Source organism: Roseomonas sp. KE2513, assembly GCF_016107305.1.
GTDB lineage: Bacteria > Pseudomonadota > Alphaproteobacteria > Acetobacterales > Acetobacteraceae > Roseomonas.
Window position 1 is genome coordinate 21,919 of sequence record NZ_RCVR01000010.1, and the last position, 20,873, is coordinate 42,791.

General features: G+C 69.3%; 22 protein-coding genes. 5 read left to right on the forward strand and 17 right to left on the reverse strand.

The window, feature by feature from the left end:
• Positions 1-53: 53 nt before the first annotated feature.
• From D9599_RS12020 to D9599_RS12080, 13 genes are all read right to left on the reverse strand, one after another.
• The gene (locus D9599_RS12020; RefSeq protein WP_198381482.1) at positions 54-1,004 is read right to left on the reverse strand and encodes an ABC transporter substrate-binding protein; all 951 of its coding nucleotides are present in this window, start codon (positions 1,002-1,004) and stop codon (positions 54-56) included.
• Positions 1,001-2,128: an LLM class flavin-dependent oxidoreductase gene (locus tag D9599_RS12025; protein ID WP_198381483.1), complete on the reverse strand. Its 1,128-nt coding sequence runs from the start codon at positions 2,126-2,128 to the stop codon at positions 1,001-1,003. The genes D9599_RS12020 and D9599_RS12025 overlap by 4 nt, the downstream gene beginning before the upstream one ends.
• Positions 2,129-2,140: 12 nt before the next feature.
• Positions 2,141-3,274 carry an acyl-CoA dehydrogenase family protein gene (locus D9599_RS12030; protein ID WP_232480421.1) on the reverse strand — a complete coding sequence of 378 codons (1,134 nt, stop codon included), beginning with the start codon at positions 3,272-3,274 and terminating at the stop codon, positions 2,141-2,143.
• Positions 3,274-4,227: an ABC transporter substrate-binding protein gene (locus tag D9599_RS12035; RefSeq protein ID WP_198381484.1), complete on the reverse strand. Its 954-nt coding sequence runs from the start codon at positions 4,225-4,227 to the stop codon at positions 3,274-3,276. The genes D9599_RS12030 and D9599_RS12035 overlap by 1 nt, the downstream gene beginning before the upstream one ends.
• Entirely contained in the window at positions 4,224-4,949 is a 726-nt protein-coding gene (locus D9599_RS12040; RefSeq protein ID WP_198381485.1) for an ABC transporter ATP-binding protein, read from the reverse strand. The genes D9599_RS12035 and D9599_RS12040 overlap by 4 nt, the downstream gene beginning before the upstream one ends.
• Positions 4,950-4,954: 5 nt before the next feature.
• Positions 4,955-5,803, reverse strand: coding sequence for an ABC transporter permease (locus D9599_RS12045; protein WP_198381486.1), 849 nt, complete (start codon positions 5,801-5,803; stop codon positions 4,955-4,957).
• Between the two features lie 247 nt (positions 5,804-6,050).
• Complete coding sequence (gene maiA / locus D9599_RS12050; protein WP_198381487.1) at positions 6,051-6,683, reverse strand: maleylacetoacetate isomerase; 633 nt, start codon at positions 6,681-6,683, stop codon at positions 6,051-6,053.
• Between the two features lie 12 nt (positions 6,684-6,695).
• A complete protein-coding gene (locus D9599_RS12055) occupies positions 6,696-7,676 on the reverse strand; it encodes a tripartite tricarboxylate transporter substrate binding protein (protein WP_198381488.1) in 981 nt (326 codons plus the stop codon).
• A gap of 50 nt (positions 7,677-7,726) precedes the next feature.
• Positions 7,727-9,010 carry a fumarylacetoacetase gene (gene fahA / locus D9599_RS12060; protein ID WP_198381489.1) on the reverse strand — a complete coding sequence of 428 codons (1,284 nt, stop codon included), beginning with the start codon at positions 9,008-9,010 and terminating at the stop codon, positions 7,727-7,729.
• 13 nt (positions 9,011-9,023) lie between these two features.
• Positions 9,024-10,361 carry a homogentisate 1,2-dioxygenase gene (gene hmgA, locus D9599_RS12065; protein ID WP_198381490.1) on the reverse strand — a complete coding sequence of 446 codons (1,338 nt, stop codon included), beginning with the start codon at positions 10,359-10,361 and terminating at the stop codon, positions 9,024-9,026.
• 14 nt (positions 10,362-10,375) lie between these two features.
• A complete protein-coding gene (locus tag D9599_RS12070) occupies positions 10,376-11,356 on the reverse strand; it encodes an MBL fold metallo-hydrolase (protein WP_198381491.1) in 981 nt (326 codons plus the stop codon).
• A 13-nt stretch (positions 11,357-11,369) separates the two neighbouring features.
• Positions 11,370-11,597 carry a DUF2783 domain-containing protein gene (locus D9599_RS12075; protein WP_198381492.1) on the reverse strand — a complete coding sequence of 76 codons (228 nt, stop codon included), beginning with the start codon at positions 11,595-11,597 and terminating at the stop codon, positions 11,370-11,372.
• Positions 11,597-13,201, reverse strand: coding sequence for an FAD-dependent oxidoreductase (locus D9599_RS12080; protein ID WP_198381493.1), 1,605 nt, complete (start codon positions 13,199-13,201; stop codon positions 11,597-11,599). The genes D9599_RS12075 and D9599_RS12080 overlap by 1 nt, the downstream gene beginning before the upstream one ends.
• Positions 13,202-13,291: 90 nt before the next feature.
• Between D9599_RS12080 and D9599_RS12085 the strand changes: the two genes are divergently transcribed.
• Positions 13,292-13,792, forward strand: a complete 501-nt coding sequence (locus D9599_RS12085; protein ID WP_309228615.1) for a MarR family transcriptional regulator — start codon at positions 13,292-13,294, stop codon at positions 13,790-13,792.
• Here the strand turns inward: D9599_RS12085 and D9599_RS12090 are convergent.
• Positions 13,772-14,383, reverse strand: coding sequence for a cysteine hydrolase family protein (locus D9599_RS12090; RefSeq protein WP_198381494.1), 612 nt, complete (start codon positions 14,381-14,383; stop codon positions 13,772-13,774). The genes D9599_RS12085 and D9599_RS12090 overlap by 21 nt on opposite strands.
• A 385-nt stretch (positions 14,384-14,768) precedes the next feature.
• On the opposite strand from D9599_RS12090, the gene D9599_RS31335 reads away from it, so the two are divergent.
• Both D9599_RS31335 and D9599_RS31340 read left to right on the forward strand, forming a co-directional pair.
• Positions 14,769-15,119, forward strand: coding sequence for a hypothetical protein (locus tag D9599_RS31335; RefSeq protein WP_232480422.1), 351 nt, complete (start codon positions 14,769-14,771; stop codon positions 15,117-15,119).
• Between the two features lie 78 nt (positions 15,120-15,197).
• On the forward strand, positions 15,198-15,857 hold the full coding sequence (locus D9599_RS31340; protein ID WP_232480423.1) for a hypothetical protein: 660 nt from the start codon (positions 15,198-15,200) through the stop codon (positions 15,855-15,857).
• Positions 15,858-15,943: 86 nt separating this feature from the next.
• Here the strand turns inward: D9599_RS31340 and D9599_RS12100 are convergent, their stop codons facing one another.
• Entirely contained in the window at positions 15,944-16,858 is a 915-nt protein-coding gene (locus D9599_RS12100; protein ID WP_198381495.1) for an oxygenase MpaB family protein, read from the reverse strand.
• A 441-nt stretch (positions 16,859-17,299) separates the two neighbouring features.
• On the opposite strand from D9599_RS12100, the gene D9599_RS12105 reads away from it, so the two are divergent.
• A complete protein-coding gene (locus tag D9599_RS12105; protein ID WP_198381496.1) occupies positions 17,300-19,114 on the forward strand; it encodes a carbohydrate-binding domain-containing protein in 1,815 nt (604 codons plus the stop codon).
• A gap of 65 nt (positions 19,115-19,179) precedes the next feature.
• On the opposite strand, the gene D9599_RS12110 is transcribed toward D9599_RS12105, so the two are convergent.
• Entirely contained in the window at positions 19,180-19,350 is a 171-nt protein-coding gene (locus D9599_RS12110; RefSeq protein ID WP_198381497.1) for a hypothetical protein, read from the reverse strand.
• A gap of 173 nt (positions 19,351-19,523) precedes the next feature.
• On the opposite strand from D9599_RS12110, the gene D9599_RS12115 reads away from it, so the two are divergent.
• Complete coding sequence (locus D9599_RS12115; protein WP_198381498.1) at positions 19,524-19,916, forward strand: hypothetical protein; 393 nt, start codon at positions 19,524-19,526, stop codon at positions 19,914-19,916.
• Here D9599_RS12115 and denD read toward each other — a convergent pair.
• Entirely contained in the window at positions 19,913-20,872 is a 960-nt protein-coding gene (denD, locus tag D9599_RS12120) for a D-erythronate dehydrogenase (protein WP_198381499.1), read from the reverse strand. The two genes, D9599_RS12115 and denD, sit on opposite strands and share 4 nt — an antisense overlap.
• Position 20,873 lies beyond the last annotated feature (1 nt).

Genomic DNA, 20,873 nt, shown 5'->3' on the forward strand with positions numbered 1-20,873 from the left:
CGGCAGGGCGTTCCCCTTGATGGGGGCAGGGTTGCGGCCGGGTGCGGCCGGCGTCAAGCGCCGCGCAGGCCGGCCGCCACCGCATCATTAAAGGAGGAGTCGAGCAGGTCCTTCGCCTCGATCCGCTGCCGGACCAGCCGGGCGCGGGTGTAGAGATCGATGTTCTTCTGCTCGTCCACCGCCACGCTGTCGTCGATCGGCACCACGCGGGTGCGGGCGCGCTCAAACCAGCGCTGGGCGACGTTGGCCGGCACGTTCATCAGCCCGGACCAGGTCTGCGCATAGCCCGGCGCGTTCGCATTGGCCCATTGGCGCGCGGTGGCCAGGCGGCGCACGAACTCCGCCAGGTCCGGTCGGCGGGCGGCAATGGCATCCGTGCGGGCGGCCTGGAAGCCGAGGCCAGGGGTGATCCCCTGCCCGTCCACGATGATCCGCGCGCCCGACAGCACCTCCTCCTGCGAGACATAGGGCTCCCAGGTCGCCCAGGCCTCGACCGCGCCGCTTGTGTAGGCAGCCTTGGCGTCGGCGGGCAGGAGGAAGACGAAGCGCACGGCGTCGAGCGGCAGGCCGGCGGCCTCCAGCGCGGCGAGCACCACTTGGTGACCGATGGAGCCGCGCCCGGTCGCGATGCGCTTGCCCTTGAGGTCGGCGAGGGACTGCACAGGGCTGTCCTTCGGTACGATGATCGCAAGGCCACCACGGTTCTCCCGCGTGGCGGCGATCGCCTTGATGGGCACGCCCGCCGCGGCGCCGAAGGTGAAGGGCGCGTCGCCCACCAATCCCGTGTCGATCGCGCCCGCATTGAGCGCCTCCACGAGCGGGGCGGCGGCCGGAAACTCGCTCCAGGCAATGCGGTCGCCGAAGCCCGCGAGCTGGCCAGAGGCTTCCATCACCGCGCGCGCATTGCCGCGCTGGTCGCCCACCCGCAGCGGAGACTGCGCCCGAAGGATACGGGGCGCGGCGAGGAGGCCGGCGCCCGCGAGGAGAAGGCGGCGTCCAATCATTCTGCGGCCACCCCCACACGGCGCGCGAGGCGCTCGGCCACCAGCCGGCGCGTGGCCGGCAGCAGGGAGCGGCCGTACTCCACCGCGTCCTCCAGCGGGTCGAAGCCGCGGATGAGGAAGGTGGTCACGCCGAGGTCGTAGTACTCGAGGAAGGCTTCCGCCACCTGCTCGGGTGTACCGACGAGGGCGGTGGTGTTGCCGCGCGCGCCCGTCTCCCGCGCGATGGCGGTGTAGAGGCGCCCCTCCGGCCGGTCACCCAGCGCGGCAGCGGCCAGCAGGCGCTGCGATCCCGCGTTCTGCGGCCCTGCGTTGGCCGGGCCAAGTGCTGCCTGGCCGCGCACCTCGCGGATGCGGGCGAGGATGCCCTCCGCCTTTGCCCAGGCGGCTTCCTCCGTCTCCGCCAGAATTGGGCGGAAGGAGAGCGAGAAGCGCACCTGGTCCTGACGGCCATGCTTCGCCGCCTCGGCCCTCACGCGGCTCACGATCTCGCGCACCTGCGCGTGCGTCTCGCCCCAGAGGGCATAGACATCGGCGTGCCGCCCAGCGACGCGCAGCGCGGCTTCGGACGCGCCGCCGAAATAGACGGGGATGCGCGGCTGCTGCACGGTCCGCACGGCCGGTGAGGCGCCCTTGATGCGGTAGTAGTCGCCCTCATGATCCACCGGCGCCCTGGCACCCCAGACCGACTTCAGGATCGAGACATATTCGTCCGTCCGCGCGTAGCGCTCATCCTTGGAGAGCCAGTCGCCGTCCCGCGCCTGGTCGGCGTCGTCACCGCCGGAGATGACATGGATGGCGGCCCGCCCGCCCGTCAGCTGGTCGAGCGTGGCATAGGCGCGCGCCGCATTGGTGGGCGCGATGAAGCCCGGGCGGTGCGCGACGAGGAAGCCGACCTTCCTGGTGTGCGCCCCGGCATGGGCGGCGAGCTGCAGCCCGTCAGGCCCGTCCGAGTGCCAGCCGATGAGGATGCGGTCGAACCCGCCCTCGTCATGCGCCTGGGCAGAGGCGACAAGATAGCCGGGATCGACGGAGGGGCCGCGCGCCGGATGAATCTCCGACTGCTCGCGCGGCTGGACCATGCCGATGAATTCGACCCCATCGGCGGGAAGCGTATCGAGGCTCATGGCCTTGTCCTTTCAGAGGGAGAGCGCGGCGCGACCGGCCGCGAGAAGGGCGGCGTCGGGCTGCGGCGTGTGAATGCGGGCGCAGAGCACGTCGCGCAGATGCCGCTCCAGCGGATTGGCGCGGGAGAGACCATGGTTGCCGCAGAGGGCCACCGCCTCCTGCACCGCAGCGATGGCATTGTCGGCGGCAACGGTCTTCACGAGGCCGAGCCCGGTAGCGCCGCTGCCGCCCCCCGCGGCGCCGGCGATCAGATGCGCGTTGGTGAGGATCAGCGCCTCGATCCGCCCGACCGCCTCCTGCACGCGCGGCAGGGTGGCGAGCGGTGCGCCGAGATTGGCGGGCACCCGCGCGCGCAGGAACCCGAGCAGCCAGTCCCGCGCCGCCCGCGCGACGCCCGTATAGAGCGCGGCGATCAGCAGCGTGTTCCAGGCGACCGCGTCGGCATCGGGCGCCGCCCAGGCGGAGGGTGAGCGCAGTTCCAGCGCGTGTTCCTCAGGCAGCGCGACCTCCTCGAACACCACGTCGTGGCTGCCCGAGGCGCGCAGTCCGGCCTGATCCCAGGTCTCGACGATGCGCACGCCCGGCGCGCGCATCGGCACAAGGAAGAGGCCCGTACGCGGCGAGGCCTCGTCGGTCCGTGCCCAGACCAGCCCCCAATCGAGGGCCGGCGCGCCGGTGGAGTAGATCTTGCGGCCACTGAGGCGCCATCCATTGGCCAGGCGCCGCGCGGTGGTCGCGGGAAGCCCACCGCGCGCGGGCGTTCCAAGCTCCGGCTCCACCCGGAGGGCGTTCATCAACTCACCGCGTTCCACCGCGCCCTGGGCGATGCGGGCGCGGAGGGCGCGCGGCACGGCGGTGTTGCGCGCGAGGCCCCGGTGCTGGATGAGCTGCATCGCCAGCACCAGCGCGGTGGCCGGGCAGCCCTCCGCCACGGTGCCGACCAGCTCTGCCGCCCAGGAGAGGCCCATGCCATGCCCGCCGAATTCCGGCGGCACGGTCATGCCCAGCAGCCCGCCTTCGCGCAGCAGCGCGATGTTCTCGTGCGGGAAGCTGCCGTCCCGGTCGTGCCGCGCGGCGCCCGCGGCGAAGCGCTGCACCATCTCGCGCAGCGGGTCGGCGCGGCGGGGAAGAAGCGAACCGTCCATCAGGCGCGCGCCGCGAGCCGTGCGAAGCCACGGTCCCATAGCGGGGCGACATTCACGCGGCGCGGGATCACCCCGATGCGCGCGAACTCGTCCGCCACAGCCTGGTGCGAGGCGATGGCCGCATCATCCACCGGCGCGAGGCTGCGCGGTTGCGACACGTTGTCGAGCAGCGCCCGGATCGTCGCCTCTGGCACGTTCAGGGCCGATGCCTGGGCCGACGCGTATTCCGCCGGCCGCTCCTGGATGAAGGGCAGCGCGCGGCGAAGGCGGTCCAGCAGGTCCCGCGCCGCCTCCGCGCGCGCGGGCTCATCGGCGAGGCCGGCCCGGATGAAATAGGGATAGTTGCCCGAGAGGATCCCCGCTGCCGTCCGCAGCACCCGCGCGCCGCCCTGCCGTGCGACCGGCACGGAATAGCCGTAGATTGCCCAGGCATCGAGCGCGCCCGCCCGGAAGGCCGCCTGCCCGTCCGAAGGCGTGAGATTCACCAGCTGCACGTCGGAGAGCGAGAGCCCCGCCTCAGCGAGCATGCGGGAGAGATAGTAATGCGTGGTCGTCGCCCGCACGTAGCCGACACGCTTTCCCTTCAACCCCGCGATGTCATGGATGGCCGATCCTGCCGGCACGAGCACCACCTGCTCGTTCACGTCGCCGCGGATAACGGCGACGAGTTTCACGCGGGCGCCAGAGACGGCGGCGAAGGTCGGCGGGATCTCGCTCCCATAGGCAAGATCAAGTGCCCCGGCGCTCGCGGCCTCCACCATGAGGTTGCCCGAGCCGAACTCCGACCATTCGACGCGATAGGGCGTGTCGGCCAGCCCCGCGAGGCGCAGCAGCAGCGCGTCGCCCGCCTTGTACTGCGCGGCGCGCAGCGTGACCGGCCCCTGCGCTCGCGCGAGGGCGGGCATGGCGAGCGCGCCGAGGATCGCGGCGCGCCTTGTGAAGGGGATCGTCATGCGGCCTCCCGGATCACCTCGGCCTCAAGGCCGAGTTCGGAGAGGAGGCGCCGCCGCAGCGCGACGAAGCCGGCATCGCCGTGGCTACGCGGGCGCGGCATGTCCACGGCAATATCCGCCGCGATCCGCCCGGCGTCGAGCACCAGCACGCGATCCGCCAGCAGCACCGCTTCGTCCACGTCATGCGTGACGATCAGCGTGGTCGGGCCGTGCGCGCGCCAGAGGTCTAGCACCAGCGCGTGCATGCGAATGCGCGTGAGGGCATCGAGCGCGGCGAAGGGCTCGTCGAGCAACAGAAGGCGCGGCTCGCGCACCAGTGCCCGGGCCAGGGCCGCCCGCTGCGCCTCGCCGCCCGAGAGTGTGGCGGGCCAGGCCTCTAGGTGCCGCGCCAGCCCCACCTCGCCCAGCGCCCGCTCCGCCCTCTCCTTCGGGTCTGCGCCGGAAAGGCCGAGCGCGACATTCGCCCAGATCCGCTTCCAGGGCAGAAGACGCGGCTCCTGGAACACGGCGGCCACGCGATCCGGCAAGTCGATCGCGGCCTCCGCGGGCGCAGGATCAAGCCCTGCCAGGGTGCGCAGCAGCGTCGTCTTGCCCGAGCCGGAGCGGCCCAGCAGGGCGGTGAAGGAACCCGGCTCCAGTTCCAGGTCCAGGCCGTGCAGCACCGTGTTGCTGCCGAAGCGGCGGGTCAGGCCGCGCACGGAGACGTTGCGTTGGTCGCTCATGCCGCTCAGCCCTTGATCAGGTTGGGGCGCCAGGCGAGCGCCCGCCGCTCGACGGTCCGCACCAACGCATCGGCGAGGAGGCCAAGCAGCGCGTAGACCACCAGACCCACGACGATCACGTCGGTGCGCAGGAAGTCGCGGGCGTCGTTGATGAGGAAGCCGATGCCGGCTGTCGCGTTGATCTGCTCGGCGATGACGAGGCTTAGCAGGGCGCTGCCGAGGGCGTAGCGCAGGCCAACAAGCCCCGAGGGCAGCGCCCCCGGCAGCACGACGTGGCGGATCAGCCCGGCGCGATCAAGCCCGAAGACCCGGCCCGCTTCCATCAGCTTCGGATCGGTGCCGCGGATGCCCGCGAAGAGAGTGAGATAGACAGGAAAGGCGCTGCCGAGCGAGACGAGCGCGATCTTCGGCGCCTCGCCGATGCCGAACCAGAGGATGAAGAGCGGCACGAGCGCGAGGAAGGGCAGCGTGCGCAGCATCTGCATCGGCGCGTCGACGATCTCCTCCCCACGCTTCGAGAGCCCGGCGATGAGTGCGAGCGTCACGCCCGAGGACACGCCGATCACCAGCCCCGCCGCGACGCGGCCGAGGGAAACGAGCAGGTTGTGCGGCAGCTCGCCCGAGAGGATCAGCTCCCAGGCGGTCGCGACGATTGTCGTCGGCGCAGCCAGCGTGCGCGGCGCGATCAGCCCGGCCATGGAGGCGCCCTGCCAGAGCAGCAGGATCACGATCGATGAGGCGAAGCGCTTGTAGCGGGACAGGCCGAAGCCCGCGCCGTTCGGCGGGCGAACGGCCTCTCTCGGCCGCGCGGGCGCAAGGGCCCTGCGCGCGCCAATGGCGTGCGTATCGGACATGGGGAAGGCTCCGGCGGTGGGGTTGCCGCGCGAGGCGGCGCGAGATCGGGGCGGATCAGCCCCGACAGGACGCCGTGATGCCGGAGGGTGCGGCGCGGGCTGGCGTGTCGTTCATGCCCACAAAGCTATGAACGCAGCGCAGGGCGGGAAAGAGCGCGGTTTACCAAAGAAGGGGCAGCCCGTGGTCGCGCTGTTCTGCGCTGGGGCCGGCCGGGGGAATGCCATTCCCCCGGCCCATATAGGCGGCCTATTCGGCGTCCGGCTGGTGCTCCGGCGCCGCCGTGACGAAGGCCGGGTGCGCCTCGCAGGCCGCGACGGCGGCGCTGATTCGCGGCAGGTCTCCGATCTCGGCCCCGAAGCGGCGGGCATTACCGACCTGAGGGATGAGGCAGAGATCGGCCAAGGTCGGCGCCGCCCCGAAGAGAAAGGGGCCCTTCCCCGCGGCAACGAGCCGCTCGCAAGCCTCCAGCCCCTCGCGGATCACGCGGCGGGCCCAGCCCGTCACCTCCTCCTCCGGTAGGGAGAGCGCCCGCAGCGCCGCCAGCACCTTCAGGTTCTGCACGGGGTGGATGTCGCAGGCGATGGCCTGCGCGACGGCGCGGATATGCGCCCGCTCCAGCGCGTCGCCGGGCAGCAGGCGCGGCTCCGGCACCGTCTCGTCCAGCCACTCGCAGATCGCGAGCGACTGGGTGAGCACTGCGCCGTCATCCGTCTCCAGCGCGGGCAGCAGGCCCTGGGGGTTGAGGCGCAGGTAGTCCGGCGCGCGCTGCTCGCCCTTCCGAAGGTGATGAAAGGCGTGCTCCACCGCCACTCCCTTCAGGTTGAGAGCGATCCGCACGCGCCAAGCGGCGGAGGACCGGAAATAGCCGTGCAGCCGCATTCAGTACCTCGATCAATCAAGCGTGATATTCAGGTCGCGGATCAGCGGCAGCCAGGTGGCGCGCTCGCGCTCCAGCAGCGCCTCGAACTCGGTGGGGCCGCCGGTCAGCGTCTCGAGCCCGATCTGCTTCATCCGGCCGCGCACCGCCTCGTCGCGCATGGTGGCGTCCAGCTCCCGCGTGAGCTGCGCGACCAGGGCATCGGGCGTTGCCTTCGGCACCACCAGCCCCTGCCAGGCATAGGCCTCGAAGCCACGCAGGCCCAGGGCGGCTTCGACCGTCGGCACGGAGGGCTGCTCCTCCAGCGGCTGGGCGGAGAGCACCGCCAGCGCCTTCACGCGCCCCGAGCGTAGGTATTCGGCGCCCGAGGGATAGTCGAGCACCATCATCGGAACCGTGCCCGCGATGAGGTCGTTCAGTGCAGGCGCCGCACCGCGATAGGGAACATGGTTGAAGCGGACGCCCGCTTCACGCGACAGCCGCTCCAGCGCCAAGTGATGCGGCGAGCCGATGCCGGCCGTCGCGCAGTCGATCGAGCCGGGCGCTGCCTTCGCCTTGGCGATCAGCGCCTGAACCGTGTCCGCCGGCGCCTTCTCGCCCACCGCCAGGACCAGCGGGAAGCGCGCCATCAGACCCACCGGCCGGAAGTCGCGCACGGGATCGTAGGGCAGGCGCTTGAACAGCGCCGTGTTGAAGACGAGGGTGCCGTTGTCGGCGGAGAAGACGGTGTAGCCATCCGGCGGCGACTTCGCGACGGCCTCCGCCCCGATATTCGTCGCGGCTCCCGGCCGGTTCTCAACGACGATCGGCTGGCCCAGGCGGTTGGACAGGTTGGCGCCCACCAGCCGCGCCAGCGTGTCCGTCCCGCCACCCGCGGCATAAGCGACCACCCAGCGCAGCGCCCGCTCCGGATAGGCGGCGAGCGCCCTGGCGAGGGGCAGCGCCGCGAGGCCGGCGCCCAGCAGGGCGCGGCGGCCAGGGGTGAACTCTCTCATGGGTCGTCCCTTCCTCAGGCCGGCTCGTGCGACCGGCTTCGTGCGATGTGTCAGTTGGCCGGCAGAATGGTCGCTCGGCAATCCCCGAAGCCAATCGGGGCGAAGCCCTCGCGGCTGGCCTGGGCACGGAGGATGATCTCGTCTCCATCCTCCAGGAAGCGGCGCGTCTCGCCGGAGGGGAGCTGGACCGGCTCCTTCCCGCCCTTGCTCGCTTCCAGGAGGCTGCCGAAGCCGCCCTCGCCGGGGGCGGAGATGGTGCCGGAACCCAGCAGGTCCCCTGGGTTCAGGTCGCAGCCGTTGGAGGCGTGGTGCGCCACCATCTGCGCCACGGTCCAGTACATGTGGCGCGTGTTCGACAGCGCGATCCGGTGCGGCGCCATCCCCGCCTCTGCCATTCCAGGGGTGAGGATCAGTACCTCCAGCGCGATGTCGAAGGCGCCGCGCGCCTGGTCCTGCGGATCGAGCAGGTAGGGCAGCGGGGTTGGATCGCCTTCTGGGCGCGACGGCTGCGGGATGCGGAAGGGCTCCAGCGCCTCCGGCGTCACCACCCAGGGGGAGAGGGTGGAGCCGAAGTTCTTCGCGAGGAAGGGCCCTAGCGGCTGGTACTCCCAGGCCTGGATGTCGCGCGCCGACCAGTCGTTCAGCAGCCCGTAGCCCGCGACATGCGCCTCGGCCTCCGCCACCGGAATGGAATCGCCGAGCGCCGAGCCGGGCCCGATCCAGATGCCCATCTCCAGCTCGTAGTCGAGCCGCTCGCAAGGCGCGAAGCGCGGGGCGTCGTCGCCCGGCCCCTTCAACTGGCCCTTCGGCCGCCGCACCGGCGTGCCGGAGACGCGCAGGGAGGAGGCACGGCCGTGGTAGCCGATCGGCACGTATTTGTAGTTCGGCAGCAGCGGGTTGTCGGGGCGGAAGACCTTGCCAACATTCGTCGCGTGATAAATGCCGACATAGAAGTCGGTGTAGTCGCCGACCCGCGCCGGCAGGTGCAGCGTGCAGTCCCCTGCGGGGTAGAGATGTGGCTCCAGCGCGCCTCTTTCGCCGCTACCCTCTGCCAGCAGGGAGGAAAGCCGCGCCCGCAGTTCCCGCCGCGTCCCGGCGCCCAGCGCGAAGAGCGCGTTCAGCGTTCCGCCCACCGCCGCCTCCCGCACGTCCTCGGCCACCGGCGCGGCGGAGAGGTCGAGGACCCTGTCCCCGATCGCGACGCCCACCCGGGACGCCCCGCCGCCCGGTGGAGTGAAAACCCCCAACGGCAGGTTCTGGATCGGGAAGTCCGGGTGGCCGTTGGCCGAGGCCACCCAGCTGCGGAGGGATCTGTCGTGCGTCGCGTCGGTCATGCGGTGCGGTTGCTCAGCGCTGGTTCGGGTTGAAGTGCTTGCGCAGGCCCGCGCCGTAGCCGGCATAGTCCCGCTGGAACTGCGGCGCCTCGGCCGCGTAGCGCGTCACCCGCTGGGGCAGGCGCGTCTCGAGCATGAAGGCAAGCGTGTTTTCCAGCTTGTGCGGCTTCAGCTCCGCGTTGCTCGCGCCCTCGAAGGCCGCCATGTCGGGCCCGTGCGGCAGCATGCAGTTGTGCAGAGAGAAGCCGCCTGGCGTGAACCCCCCGCCGGTCTTGGCGTCATAAACACCCTCCACCAGCCCCATGAACTCGCTCATGACGTTCATGTGGTACCAGGGCGGGCGGAAGGTGTTCTCGGTCACCAGCCAGCGCTCGGGGAAGATGACGAAGTCGATGTTCGCCGTGCCCGGCGTCTCGCTCGGCGAGGTCATGACGGTGAAGATCGACGGGTCCGCGTGGTCGAACAGGATCGGCCCGACCGGCGAGTAGCGCTTCAGGTCGTACTTATAGGGCGCGTAGTTACCGTGCCACGCGACCACATCGAGCGGCGACTGCGCGATCTCCGTCCGCCACAGCACGCCGCCCCACTTCACCGTAAGGGTCGAGGGCACTTCCCGATCCTCATAGGCTGCGACGGGCGTGAGAAAGTCGCGCTGGTTCGCCAGGCAGTTGGCGCCGATCGGCCCGCGCTCCGGCAGGGTGAAGGCGCCACCGTAATTCTCGCAGAGATAGCCGCGCGCGGGGCCGCCGCGCAGCTCCACCCGCAGCTTCACGCCGCGCGGGATGACGGCGATCTCGCCCGGCGCGATGTCGATCACGCCGAACTCGGTCGCCAGCCGCAGTCCGCCCTGCTGCGGCACGAAGAGCATCTCCGCATCGGCGTTGTAGAAGTACTCTTCCTCCATGGAGCGGGTGACGAGATAGATATGCGCGCCCATGCCCGACTGTGCGCCAGCGTCGCCGGCCGTCGTGATGGTGCGGATGCCCTCAAGGAAGGAGATCTTCCCCTCCGGCAATGGGATCGGGTCCCAGCGGAGCGGCGCGAGCGGCAGCTCCACCTCCGCGCAGGGCGCGGTGCGCCACAGGCCCGCATCCACCCGCTCGAAGCTTCCCCAATGCGCGACGGTCGGGCGGATGCGGTAGAGCCAGGAGCGCTCGTTGGTCGCGCGTGGCGCGGTGAAGGGCGAACCCGAGAGCTGCTCAGCATAAAGTCCGTAGGCGCAGCGCTGCGGGGAATTGCGCCCGATCGGCAGGGCGCCGGGCAGGGCCTCGGTCTCGAAGCCGTTGCCGAAGCCCGGCATGTAGCCGGTCTCGTTCCTCGTCAGCGGCTGCGGGGTGAAGGGGGCGTTCATGATGGGGCTCCTCTCTATCCGTCCAGCTCAGCGGACTTCATCTCGGTGCCGTGCTCGAGCGCGCGCCACATCTCCACGTCGCGCTCGGCGGTCCAGATGCGCGGATGATCGAGACCCTTGGCCTCATCATAGGCGCGGGAGACATCGAAGGGCATGCAGTGGTCGAAGATCACCCAGTGCCCGTATTTGGGCCGCATGGCCGACATCGCCTCGTCGTAGACCTGCTTCAGCGAGTGGCCTGCGGCCACGCCCCGCTTCGCGATCCCGAAGAGGTCCGAGGTGAAGTCGGCCGTGCCGCGCAGCCCCTCCTCGATGCTCCCGGGCGTGGTGAGCGAGTTGCCGCGGCCAGGAACGAGCGCCACCGGCTTCAGCGCCCGGATCGCCTCCAGCGTGCCCGGCCAGTCCGCGAAATGCGCGTCGCCGCAATAAGGCGTGGCACCGTACTCCACGCAGTCGCCGGAGAAGAGCACGCGCTCCTTCGGCAGCCACACCACCGTATCGCCGGCCGTGTGGGAGCGGCCGATATGGATAATCTGCACCTCTCGCTTGCCCATCCACAGCGTCATCCGCTTCTGGAAGGTCACGTGGGGCCAGGTCAGGCCGGGAATGCTCTCCTTGCCGCGGAACAGGCGGGGGAAGCGGCCAATCTCGCTGTCCATGTCCTGCTGGCCGCGCTCGACGATCAGGTCGCGCGTGACCTCGGAGGCAATGATCTGCGCTCCCTCGTAGCCGGAGGCACCAAGGACGCGCACTGCGTGGTAGTGCGAGAGCACGACATGCGTCACCGGCTTGTCCGTCACGGTGCGGATGCGCGCGATCACGTCCGCCGCCATGCGCGGCGTCGCCTGGGCATCGACGACCAGCACGCCCTCGTCCCCGATGACCACGCCCGAATTTGGATCTCCCTCGGCCGTGTAGCCGTAGAGGCCCGGGCCGAGCTCGTCGAAGGAGATCGTCTTGTCGGCGAGATCGGTGGTGCTGGCGAAGCCGGACATGGCAAATCCTCTCCTATGTGCGGGCGGCAATCGTATTGTCGATGCCATCGGGCTCGATCCCCCGCCGCGCCCGCGCCATGGCCTCACGCAGCACGGAGAGGTCCCCGATATGGTTGCAGAGCAGCAGGATCAGTCGCGCATCCACCTGCCGGCTCTGCTCGGGCGCAAGACCCTGGTGGATGGACAGCAGCGCCTCGTAGAAGTCGTCGGGGGAGGCGATGTTGGGCTCGGTGTTCAGCATCACGCCCTCCCCACCGCACGGTCGAGAGCCGCACAAATCGCCTCGGGATCGAAGCGCCGCCAGCGAGCGCAGACATGCTGGTCCGGGCGGATGAGGTAGGTGGTGCCGGGCAGCGCGTCGTAGCGGCGCGCGGCGACTCCCTCCGCGTCCTCGTCAGGGGTCACGTTCACCAGGCGGAGCGGCGGCAGGGTTTCTGGCACGGGCGGTGGCGCCTCGCCGAAATGCAGCAGCACGAAGCCTCCGCCCAGTCGCCGCAGCAGCCAGTTCGGGGCGCCCTCCCGCATCAGCGGCGCGTCCAGCGCCGGCGCCCCCGGCATCATCGTGCCCGCGAAGTCATCCGTGTCCGCGGTGTTGAGCGGCGAAGCACGGTAGGTGCTCGGCAAGGAGAGGCGCCCGCTGTTCACCAGGCGCCGGGCGAAGGCGCAGTCCCGCGCCAAGTCCAGTGTCGCGTCCCGGAAGGCGCGGCTCGCCTCGTTCTTCGGCGTGATGAAGTCGGTCGAGCGCGTGGAATTGAGGATATTTTCGTCCGCCGCCGCCACGCGCTCGTCGTCATAGCTGTCCAGCAGCGTAGCGGGAGCCTCCCCCCGCAGCACCAGCGCCAGCTTCCAGGCGATGTTCTCGGCATCCTGCACGCCGCTGTTCGCACCACGCGCGCCGAAGGGCGAGACGCCGTGCGCCGCATCCCCCGCGAAGATCACCCGGCCGTGCCGGAAGCGCGCCATTCGGAGGCAGGAGAAGGTGTAGACGCTCACCCATTCGAGATCGAACGCAGCGTTCTCGCCCAGCAGGGCCCGCACGCGGGTGATTACCCGTTCAGGGGCGCGCTCCGCCTCCGGGTCGGCGTCCCAGCCGAGCTGGAAATCGATGCGCCACACGCCGTCCGGCTGGCTGTGCAGCAGCACGGACTGGTTGGGGTGGAAGGGCGGATCGAACCAGAACCAGCGCTCCGCCGGGAAGTCGGCCTTCATGCGGACATCGGCGATGAGGAAGCGGTCGCGGAAGGTGCGGCCCTTGCTCTCCAGACCCAGTGCCCGCCGGATCGGAGAGCGCGCGCCGTCAGCGGCGATCAGGTAATCGGCGAGGATCCGGTACTCGCCCTCGGGCGTTTCGACCAGGAGTCCCACGCCCGCCTCGCCCGGCTCGACCGCGGTGACCTTGTTGCGCCAGCGGATCTCGAGGTCCGGCAGCGCCCGGGCGCGGTCCAGCAGGAAGCCTTCCACGTAATATTGCTGCAGGTTGACGAAGGCCGGCCGCTCGTGCCCACCCTCTGGCAACAGGTCGAAGCTGTAGACGGGATGGTCACGGTGGAAGACGCGCCCGCGGTTCCAGGTGACGCCCTTCTCCACCATCGCGTCGCCGCAGCCCAACCGGTCGAAGATTTCGAGCGTGCGCTTGGCGAAACAGATCGCGCGGGATCCGGTGGAAAGGCTGCTGTCGTCATCCAGCAGCAGCACACGCAAGCCGGATTGTGCGAGGTCGATCGCGGTCGCCAACCCCACGGGCCCCGCGCCCACTACCACCACGGCGTGCCGCACAACCTGGAGCGAGGACTGGTCCGGGGAGCGACGGTACTCGAAGCGGAGCGACTGGTAGTCGACGTGCATGGCCCGCAACCCTCCCCTTCGTCCCGGCCTTGGCGGCCCTCCTGAAAGGGGCAAATATCATCTCATCTGAGACGATACAAGGATTCCAAAGTGCCACGCTCCCCTCCTCCAGGTCCGGCCCCGCTGCGTCTCGCCGAGTTCCTGCCCTACCGGCTTTCCGTAGTGGGGGAGACGGTCAGCCGCGCCTTCGCCGACCGCTACGAGGCCGAATTTGGCCTTTCCATCCCCGAATGGCGCGTCATGGCCATCCTTGGGGAAGGCGAGCCGCTCTCCACTCAGGAGGTGATCGTCCGCAGCGGGATGGACCGCGTGAAGGTCAGCCGCGCGGCCATCCGCCTGGCGGCGAAGTCGCTCGTCGCCCGCACCCCGCACCCGCAGGACCAGCGCGCCCATATCCTGCGCCTGGCGCCGAAGGGCCTCTCCCTCTACCGCCTCATCGTTCCACGCGCCCGCACCCTCCAGGCCGCGCTGGCGGAGGCCCTGACCGCGGAGGAGCAGCGCGTGCTGGATGTCATCCTTGGCAAGCTGCACCGGCGCGCGGCCAGTCTCCGCGGCTGGAAGGACGAGGTGTCAGACCCAGGCCTCGAGTAGCTCATCCGTCCGCACTGTTTCCACCTGCTGACCGAAGCGCTCGCGGTAAAGGGTCAGCAGCGCGTCATGCGTTCGGTCGGAGGATGAGCAGACCGCATCCGTCGGCACCACCACGCGGAAGCCGCGGTCCACTGCGCCCAGCACCGCCGCGAGGACGCAGACATCAGTTTCTGCTCCCGTCACGATGAGCGTGTCCGTGCCCCATTCCTTCAGCAGTGCGTCAAGCTCCGGCTGCAGCCATGGGGAGTAAACCTTCTTGTCCACCACCTGCGCGGGCGGCACCAGCCGCGCCAGGGTGGGCAGCAACTCCACGGCCTCAGGTGGCAGCGCCTCCAGGGTCACGCTGTCCCATCGCTCGTAGTAGCGGCGCCAGGTCCCCTCCCCCTCTCCTGGCCGGTCCGCGGGGATGAAGCGGGTAAAGACGGTCCGCTCGGGGTGGGCGACCGCGATCCGCTCCACCACGGGCAGCGTCTTGATCATCCAGGGTGCGTGCCAGTCCGTGCGATCGGCGAAGAGGCGCTGCATGTCCACGCAAAGATGCGCGCACCGGTCCGAGAGCGGCCCGTAGCGAAACCCGTTCTCTTCTTTCATAGCACCCCTCTGTTGTTCTCTCGGATGGAACGACGCCAGCCGGTCAGGGATGCAGCTCGACCCCAGCGCACGGCCCCGTGATCACGTCGCCGCAGGCCTGACAAGGTGCAAGAATCAGGCGCCTCCCGCCCCGTTGCCCCTGCTCCATACCCCGCGGACCTGCCTCGAGTTGACCGGATGACTGGCCGGCGCCCTGTCCGCTGCCACAAACGGAGTCGCCTTTGTCAGAGGCCATTACGTCCCGCATCAAGGAGGACTCGCCGAACGCCCTGGGCACCAGCTGGGACGGCAAGGGCACCAACTTCGCGCTCTTTACCGCCAACGCAACGAAAGTGGAGGCTGCATCTTTGACAGCACCGACGGGAAGGAGATCGATCGCGTCGAGTTGCCGGAATACACGAACCAGATCTTCCACGGCTACCTGCCGGACGTGGCTCCCGGCACCTTCTACGGCTACCGCGTCCATGGTCCCTATGAACCCGAAGCAGGCCATCGCTTCAATCCCAGCAAGCTGCTGCTGGACTCCTATGCCCGCGCCCATGCCGGCGAGCTGACCTGGAATCCTTCCGTCTTCGGCCACAAGATGGAAACCGGCGACGATCTGACCTTCGACGAGCGCGACAGCGCCGCCTTCATGCCGAAATGCGTCGTGTGGACCCGAGCTTCGACTGGCAGGGCGAGCCCGGGCGGCAGTTCGTTCCTTGGGACCACACCATCACTTACGAGACCCATGTGAAGGGCTTCACCCGCCTGCACCCGAAATGTCCGGCAGGACCTGCGCGGCACCTGTGCAGGGTTCGGGCAGAAGCCGGTGGTGGACGATATCAAGTCGCTCGGCGTCACCTCAATCGAGCTGCTGCCGGTCCACGCCGTCATCAACGACGACTTCCTGCTCAACCGCAACCTGGTGAACTACTGGAGCTTCAACACCATCGGCTTCTTCGCGCCCGACCCGCGCGACGCATCGGACGTGTCGAACTTGCTGCGCGAGTTCAGGAACATCCAGAAGAAGGACCGCTCCCTCATTTGCTTCACGCAGAAGCTGACGGGCCTGCGCCACAACTATCCAATCCTGCGCCGCACCCGCTTTCTTACCGGTGAATACAATGAGGAGTTGGGCGTCAAGGATGTCACTTGGATCAACGCCAACGGTTCCGAGTTGCAGCAGGGCGAATGGGAGGATGCCAGAATGAAGTGCTTCGGCATTCTGATGGATGGCCGAGCCCAGATCACGTGCACCCGCAAGCGCGGTCAGGACGCGATGCTGCTGATGATCAGCAACGGCCACCACGACGTCGTGGAATTCACCCTGCCAGGGTCACCGGGCGGCAAGTGCTGGTCGCTGCTGGCAGATAGCAATCTTCCGGACGAAGCGGAGGAGCCGAGCTTCAATGTCGGGCACGCCTATGAGACCACCGCCCGCTCCGTGCTGCTCTTCCTGCTAACGCCGGAGGAGGCGCCGGCCAGCGCCTGATCAACCCCTCCGACGCGGCGGACATCCTGCCACGACGGAAACTTGGGCAGTTCAGGACTGGAAGGGCAAAGGAAGAAAAGCCGCCATCAATCCGCTCCGCCGCCCCTCGCCGCTGCCCCTGCGGGCCGTCCACCAAGTGCCGCTTCCCGCTGGAAGGCCCATCGCAGTGTCCGCGCGATCCCGAGCGTCCCCGCCCGCACCAGCGGTCCGCTGAGCGCCGGACCAGACAGCCCGTGCATCCGTCGCGCCCATGGCGGCAGCAGGTCTACCCCGGCCTGGAGCGCGAGTTGCTGCAACGGCTCGGCCATCCGGCTCGGTGCGGGCTGGCTGAGGACGAGGCGGGCGACCTCCCGTGTCCGGTAGTCGCTCCGCAGAGCAGGCCGGGTGGCCGTAATCAGCGCCATTGCCTCGGCACGGCTCTGCGGCACCGGATCGGCCCCTAGCGCCCTGCCGACCCGCGCCATTTCCTTGAAGTAGCGGTCCTGGTCGGCCGCCGGCATGGCCGGGTCGGCGTAGCGGATCCAGGCATCAAGGAAGCTGACCGTTTCGGTCACATGCACCCAGGCCAGCAGCGCCGGGTCGTTCGCCTCATAGGGCGTACCGTCCGGCAGGGTTCCCCGGATGTGGCCGTGGATGCCTCTTACCCGGGCAATGGCGGCCTCCGCCTCGGCCCGGGCGCCATAGGTGGTCACGGCGATGAACCGCGCCGTGCGCCGCAGCCGCCCGTGCATGTCCGCCCGGAAGTTGGAGTGGTCCCAGACCCCCGCCAGCACCGCCGGGTGCAGCATCTGGAGAAGGAGCGAGGCCACCCCTCCCACCATCATGGAGGTGACGTCCCCATGAACCCGCCAAGCGACTGAATCTGGGCCGAAGAGCCCGTCCGGCTGGCGGATGACCGGTCGCTCGCCGCGCTTACGGTCGTTGAACAGCGCCGCAACCTGGGCGGCGATCGCCCCCTTGAGCGGCCGCGAGACGAGGCTGCCGAAGGAGTCGGCCGGCATCAGCAGCGCTCTCCAGCGTCCGGCAGGGGGCCGGGAGGCACCGGGAAGCGGCCGGAAGGGGACGAAAGCGTCATCGGCAGTCAACGGCGGAGGGGCAACCGCGTTGCCGGACGTGCCGCTCATGCCCCTCGCAGCCAACGCTCTGGCTCCAGACAGGAGACGCATAACAATATTATTCCGATAAACTATCAGTGTGCTTTTAGTGCATGTCGCAGTGTGGCGTAACACGACAGAACGACCAGTACTAGGTTTTTTTTCCTTCTCTTCACGGATTTGAGAGCACCTGATCAGCAATTCATCGCCTTGGTGGGAACCGTTTCGGTTTCATGCCTGTGTGCTGCCCGGCTCGTTTGATAGCGCTCCGCCCAGCCGCACGCCGGCAGCAGCGCTCACCCAGCGACGCGCCGTGCCGGATAGCAACAATGGGAAAGAAGAGCAGCCATGGGCACCCTCTCGGTTGGCGCAGGACAGCAGTTTTCGACCATCGCTTCCGCCATCGCTGCGTCGCGTGATGGCGACACCGTCGCCATTCAGGCCGGCACCTACACGAACGACTTCGCGTCCGTGAACACGAAGATCACCATCGAAGGGGTGGGTGGCCTGGCGCGCCTTAATGCGACCGGAAACATCCCGAATGGTAAGGGTATTCTGATCACCAACACCGACGTTACCATCAAGGATCTCGCCTTCTCGGGCGCGACGGTCGCGGATGGCAACGGCGCGGGAGTCCGCTACCAGGGCGGGAACCTGACGATTGAGGATTCACTTTTCGAGAATAATCAGAACGGCCTCCTCGCCAACCCGGTGTCGAACGGCACGATCACGATCAGAAGCAGCGAGTTCAACCATAACGGCGTCGGCGACGGCCGCACGCACAACCTCTATGTCGGTGAGATCGCCAAGCTCACCATCGACAACAGCTACTTCCACGACGCGGTCATCGGCCACGAGATCAAGAGCCGCGCACACGAGACGATCGTCACCAACAGCCGCATCGCCGAGGGTCCCGACGGCACCGGCAGCTACTCCGTTGACGTGCCGGATGGCGGCAAGGTGGTAATCGCGAACAACGTCATCCAGCAGGGCGCGCGTTCCGACAATCCGGGGATGATCCACTTCGGCGGCGAGAACGGCCCCTATCCGGGCTCCAGCATCTCCGTCACCGACAACACCGTCATCAACCACTTCGTCTCGCCCAGCGCCTCGCTGCTGCTGAACGAAACGAGCGCTCCGGCGTATGTCTCCGGCAACTCGGTCTTTGGCCTCCCGAACCAAGTGGTGTCCGGCGTCGCGGATGTCGTCAACACGATCAAGCTCGCCGTGGCGCCCCTGCTAGACCTGTCGCACCCCTATAACGGCCAGGCTACGCCCGCTCCGGTCGCAACGCCCGCCCCCGCGCCGGTCGTCACGCCCGACCCCGTGCCCGCGGCCGGAACGGACCATCCCGCCCCTGTGACGACGCCCGCGCCGGTGCCCGCACCAGCCCCCGTGCCGGCACCGTCCCCGGTCGCGGCACAGCCGGTAGCCGGCCCAGGCGACCTCGTCCTCCACGTTTCCGAGGATGCCTGGCAGGGCGACGCGCAGTTCATCGTGACGATCGACGGCCAGCAGTCGGGCGGCATCCGCACCGCCACCGCTTCCCACGCCGCGGGCCAGCACAACGACGTCGTGATCTCCGGCTTGGCCGAAGGCCAGCACACGGTAGGGATTACCTTCCTGAACGATGCCTGGGGCGGCACGGACTCCACCGACCGCAACCTTTATCTCGACAGCATCAGCTACGCAGGGAAGGAGACCGCGGTGAACGCCGCCCTCTACAGTGCAGGCACCGCGACGGTCACGGTCGGCGACGCGCCCGCCCCAGCCGCGGCTCCGGCTCCGGCTCCGGCTCCGGCTCCGGCTCCGGCTGGCAACGCGCCTGCACAGACCAGCCACAGCTTTACCCTGCGCCTCTCGGAGGATGCCTGGCAGGGCGACGCGCAGTTCGTCGCGATCGCTGATGGGAGGCAGGTGGGCAGCGGCGCGGTAACCGCCTCCCACGCTGCGGGGGCGACGCAGGACTTCACCTTCAACGTTGACAACGCGCCTTCGAACATCACCGTCGCCTTCATGAACGACGCCTATGGCGGCACCGCAGCGACCGACCGCAACCTCTACGTGGACGGCATCAGCGTGGACGGGCACGAAGTGGCCGGCGCGAACGCGGCGCTCCACAGCTCCTCGATCGTGAACTTTCACATCGACCCCTGGGGCTGACAGCAAAGGGGGGGGGCGCCGGTCGGCGCCCTCACCTGCCAGCCCCAAGGAGTGGCGGCCCGGCATCAGGCGCGCTCAGGCCGCTCCTCCGCACTCTCCGTGCCTTCCCCAGCCGGCCCTGCGGCCTCCCCGGCCGCAGCCGCCTTCTCCAGCTTCTTCTGCGCCTTCGCCTGCGCCTTCAGTTCCTTCGCCTTTTCGCGCTGGCTACGCTCGAAATCGTAGTTCGGCTTCCGCATGCACCACCTCATCCTTCCTGGGTCGCGATCACGCGGCCGGCGCAAGCTTAGCGTGCATGGCGCCTGCCCCTCAACGCCCCTGCCCCACCACCCCTCCGCCGCAGCGGTCCCTCAGCGGGAAGTGGCCCGCGCCGGCCGCCCTGCCGCCCGGGCAGCCTAGAAAGAGGAGCGAGATGCGGACGAGCCACACGCATTCGCTTCAGATCTCCCCCCTCCCCTGCCCCGGCAGCGGTATGGTCGGCATCACTTTATGCCTCGGCAAGTGGCAGCAGGCGGCCGCAACCGGCGCCTGGACACCATTTGACGACGTTCCGACTGATCAGTCGGAAATCGCCTGGAGGAAGAAGCGCCAAGCCGTCCACGCCGCGCTGGACCATGGGGTGGCGGTGCTCGTCCACTGCAAGGACGGCCTCGGCTGCGCGGGTCTCGTGCCCTCCCGCATCCTCGTGGAGCGGCACGGCGCCACAGCAGGCTATCGCCCCCGTGCGCGCCAGCTGCCCTGGCGCAATCAAGACGCAGGGGCAGGAACACCACGTGCTCAGCCTGAGCGGAGTTCCCCGGACTAGTGGACGAATTCGTCCCTGTACTGCCGCACGACCCCGTCGAAGTCGCCGTCGCGCGTGAAGCCCAGCGCCAGCGGCCGCGTGACGTCGAAGTCGCCGGGCCAGGAGCAGACGATGTCGGCCACGCGCTTCTCCGGCTCCTGGCTGACCAGCGCGCGCGCGGCGGCGCCACCCACCCGCTCCAGGCTCTCCAGCATCTCCCCCGCCGTGACGCAGATGCCCGGCAGGTTCAGCGTGCGCCAGGGGCCTATCCACGCCCCCTCCACGGCCATGGCGTGCACGAGGTTCTCCACCACCGCATCCGGGGAGGAAAGCCATAGCCGCGTGCCCACCGGTACTGGCAGGTTCGAGGCGACGCCCGCCAACGGCTCCCGGATGATCCCGCTGGCGAAGGAGGAGGCCGCCGAGTTCGGCTTGCCCGGCCGCACGACGATGGTCGGCAGTCGGCACACCCGCCCGTCCACGAAGCCCCTGCGGGAGTAGTCGTTGACCAACAGCTCCCCCATCGCCTTCGCCGCGCCATAGGAGGAGGCGGGCATGGGCGCCAGGCTCTCCGGCACCACGACCGGCATCTCGCCGCCGAAGACCGCGACGGAGCTGGCAAAGACGAAGCGCGGCGCATGCCCGGTGGCCCGCGCCGCTTCCAGCAGGGCGCGCGTGCCGTCGAGGTTCACGCGCATCCCGACGTCGAACTCCGCCTCCGACTGCCCGCTCAGCACCGCCGCCAGGTGGAAGACGCCAACCGTTTCCGCATCGATCACGCGCCCCGCCAGAGCGGGATCGGCGATATCCCCGACCACCGAGGAAACCCGCGCATCCTCCACCGGGCAGGGCGCGAGATCGACCGAGAGCACGCCCTCGAAATCCGGCAGCCCGTCCTTGCTCCCGCGCGCGGCCAGCAGAGCCCGGATCACCCGGCTGCCGAGGAAGCCCGCGCCGCCTGTGACAACGATCCACATT

What these genes read in the sequence shown, in the direction of transcription:
- D9599_RS12080 (WP_198381493.1), bottom strand. Translation starts at nt 13,201, where the DNA reads ATGCACGTCGACTACCAGTCGCTCCGCTTCGAGTACCGTCGCTCCCCG.
- D9599_RS12100 (WP_198381495.1), bottom strand. Translation starts at nt 16,858, where the DNA reads ATGCCGGCCGACTCCTTCGGCAGCCTCGTCTCGCGGCCGCTCAAGGGG.
- D9599_RS12035 (WP_198381484.1), bottom strand. Translation starts at nt 4,227, where the DNA reads ATGACGATCCCCTTCACAAGGCGCGCCGCGATCCTCGGCGCGCTCGCC.
- denD (WP_198381499.1), bottom strand. Translation starts at nt 20,872, where the DNA reads ATGTGGATCGTTGTCACAGGCGGCGCGGGCTTCCTCGGCAGCCGGGTG.
- D9599_RS12075 (WP_198381492.1), bottom strand. Translation starts at nt 11,597, where the DNA reads ATGCTGAACACCGAGCCCAACATCGCCTCCCCCGACGACTTCTACGAG.
- D9599_RS12030 (WP_232480421.1), bottom strand. Translation starts at nt 3,274, where the DNA reads ATGGACGGTTCGCTTCTTCCCCGCCGCGCCGACCCGCTGCGCGAGATG.
- D9599_RS12105 (WP_198381496.1), top strand. Translation starts at nt 17,300, where the DNA reads ATGGGCACCCTCTCGGTTGGCGCAGGACAGCAGTTTTCGACCATCGCT.
- D9599_RS12045 (WP_198381486.1), bottom strand. Translation starts at nt 5,803, where the DNA reads ATGTCCGATACGCACGCCATTGGCGCGCGCAGGGCCCTTGCGCCCGCG.
- D9599_RS12040 (WP_198381485.1), bottom strand. Translation starts at nt 4,949, where the DNA reads ATGAGCGACCAACGCAACGTCTCCGTGCGCGGCCTGACCCGCCGCTTC.
- D9599_RS12070 (WP_198381491.1), bottom strand. Translation starts at nt 11,356, where the DNA reads ATGTCCGGCTTCGCCAGCACCACCGATCTCGCCGACAAGACGATCTCC.
- hmgA (WP_198381490.1), bottom strand. Translation starts at nt 10,361, where the DNA reads ATGAACGCCCCCTTCACCCCGCAGCCGCTGACGAGGAACGAGACCGGC.
- D9599_RS12110 (WP_198381497.1), bottom strand. Translation starts at nt 19,350, where the DNA reads ATGCGGAAGCCGAACTACGATTTCGAGCGTAGCCAGCGCGAAAAGGCG.
- D9599_RS12090 (WP_198381494.1), bottom strand. Translation starts at nt 14,383, where the DNA reads ATGAAAGAAGAGAACGGGTTTCGCTACGGGCCGCTCTCGGACCGGTGC.
- fahA (WP_198381489.1), bottom strand. Translation starts at nt 9,010, where the DNA reads ATGACCGACGCGACGCACGACAGATCCCTCCGCAGCTGGGTGGCCTCG.
- maiA (WP_198381487.1), bottom strand. Translation starts at nt 6,683, where the DNA reads ATGCGGCTGCACGGCTATTTCCGGTCCTCCGCCGCTTGGCGCGTGCGG.
- D9599_RS12055 (WP_198381488.1), bottom strand. Translation starts at nt 7,676, where the DNA reads ATGAGAGAGTTCACCCCTGGCCGCCGCGCCCTGCTGGGCGCCGGCCTC.
- D9599_RS12115 (WP_198381498.1), top strand. Translation starts at nt 19,524, where the DNA reads ATGCGGACGAGCCACACGCATTCGCTTCAGATCTCCCCCCTCCCCTGC.
- D9599_RS12020 (WP_198381482.1), bottom strand. Translation starts at nt 1,004, where the DNA reads ATGATTGGACGCCGCCTTCTCCTCGCGGGCGCCGGCCTCCTCGCCGCG.
- D9599_RS12025 (WP_198381483.1), bottom strand. Translation starts at nt 2,128, where the DNA reads ATGAGCCTCGATACGCTTCCCGCCGATGGGGTCGAATTCATCGGCATG.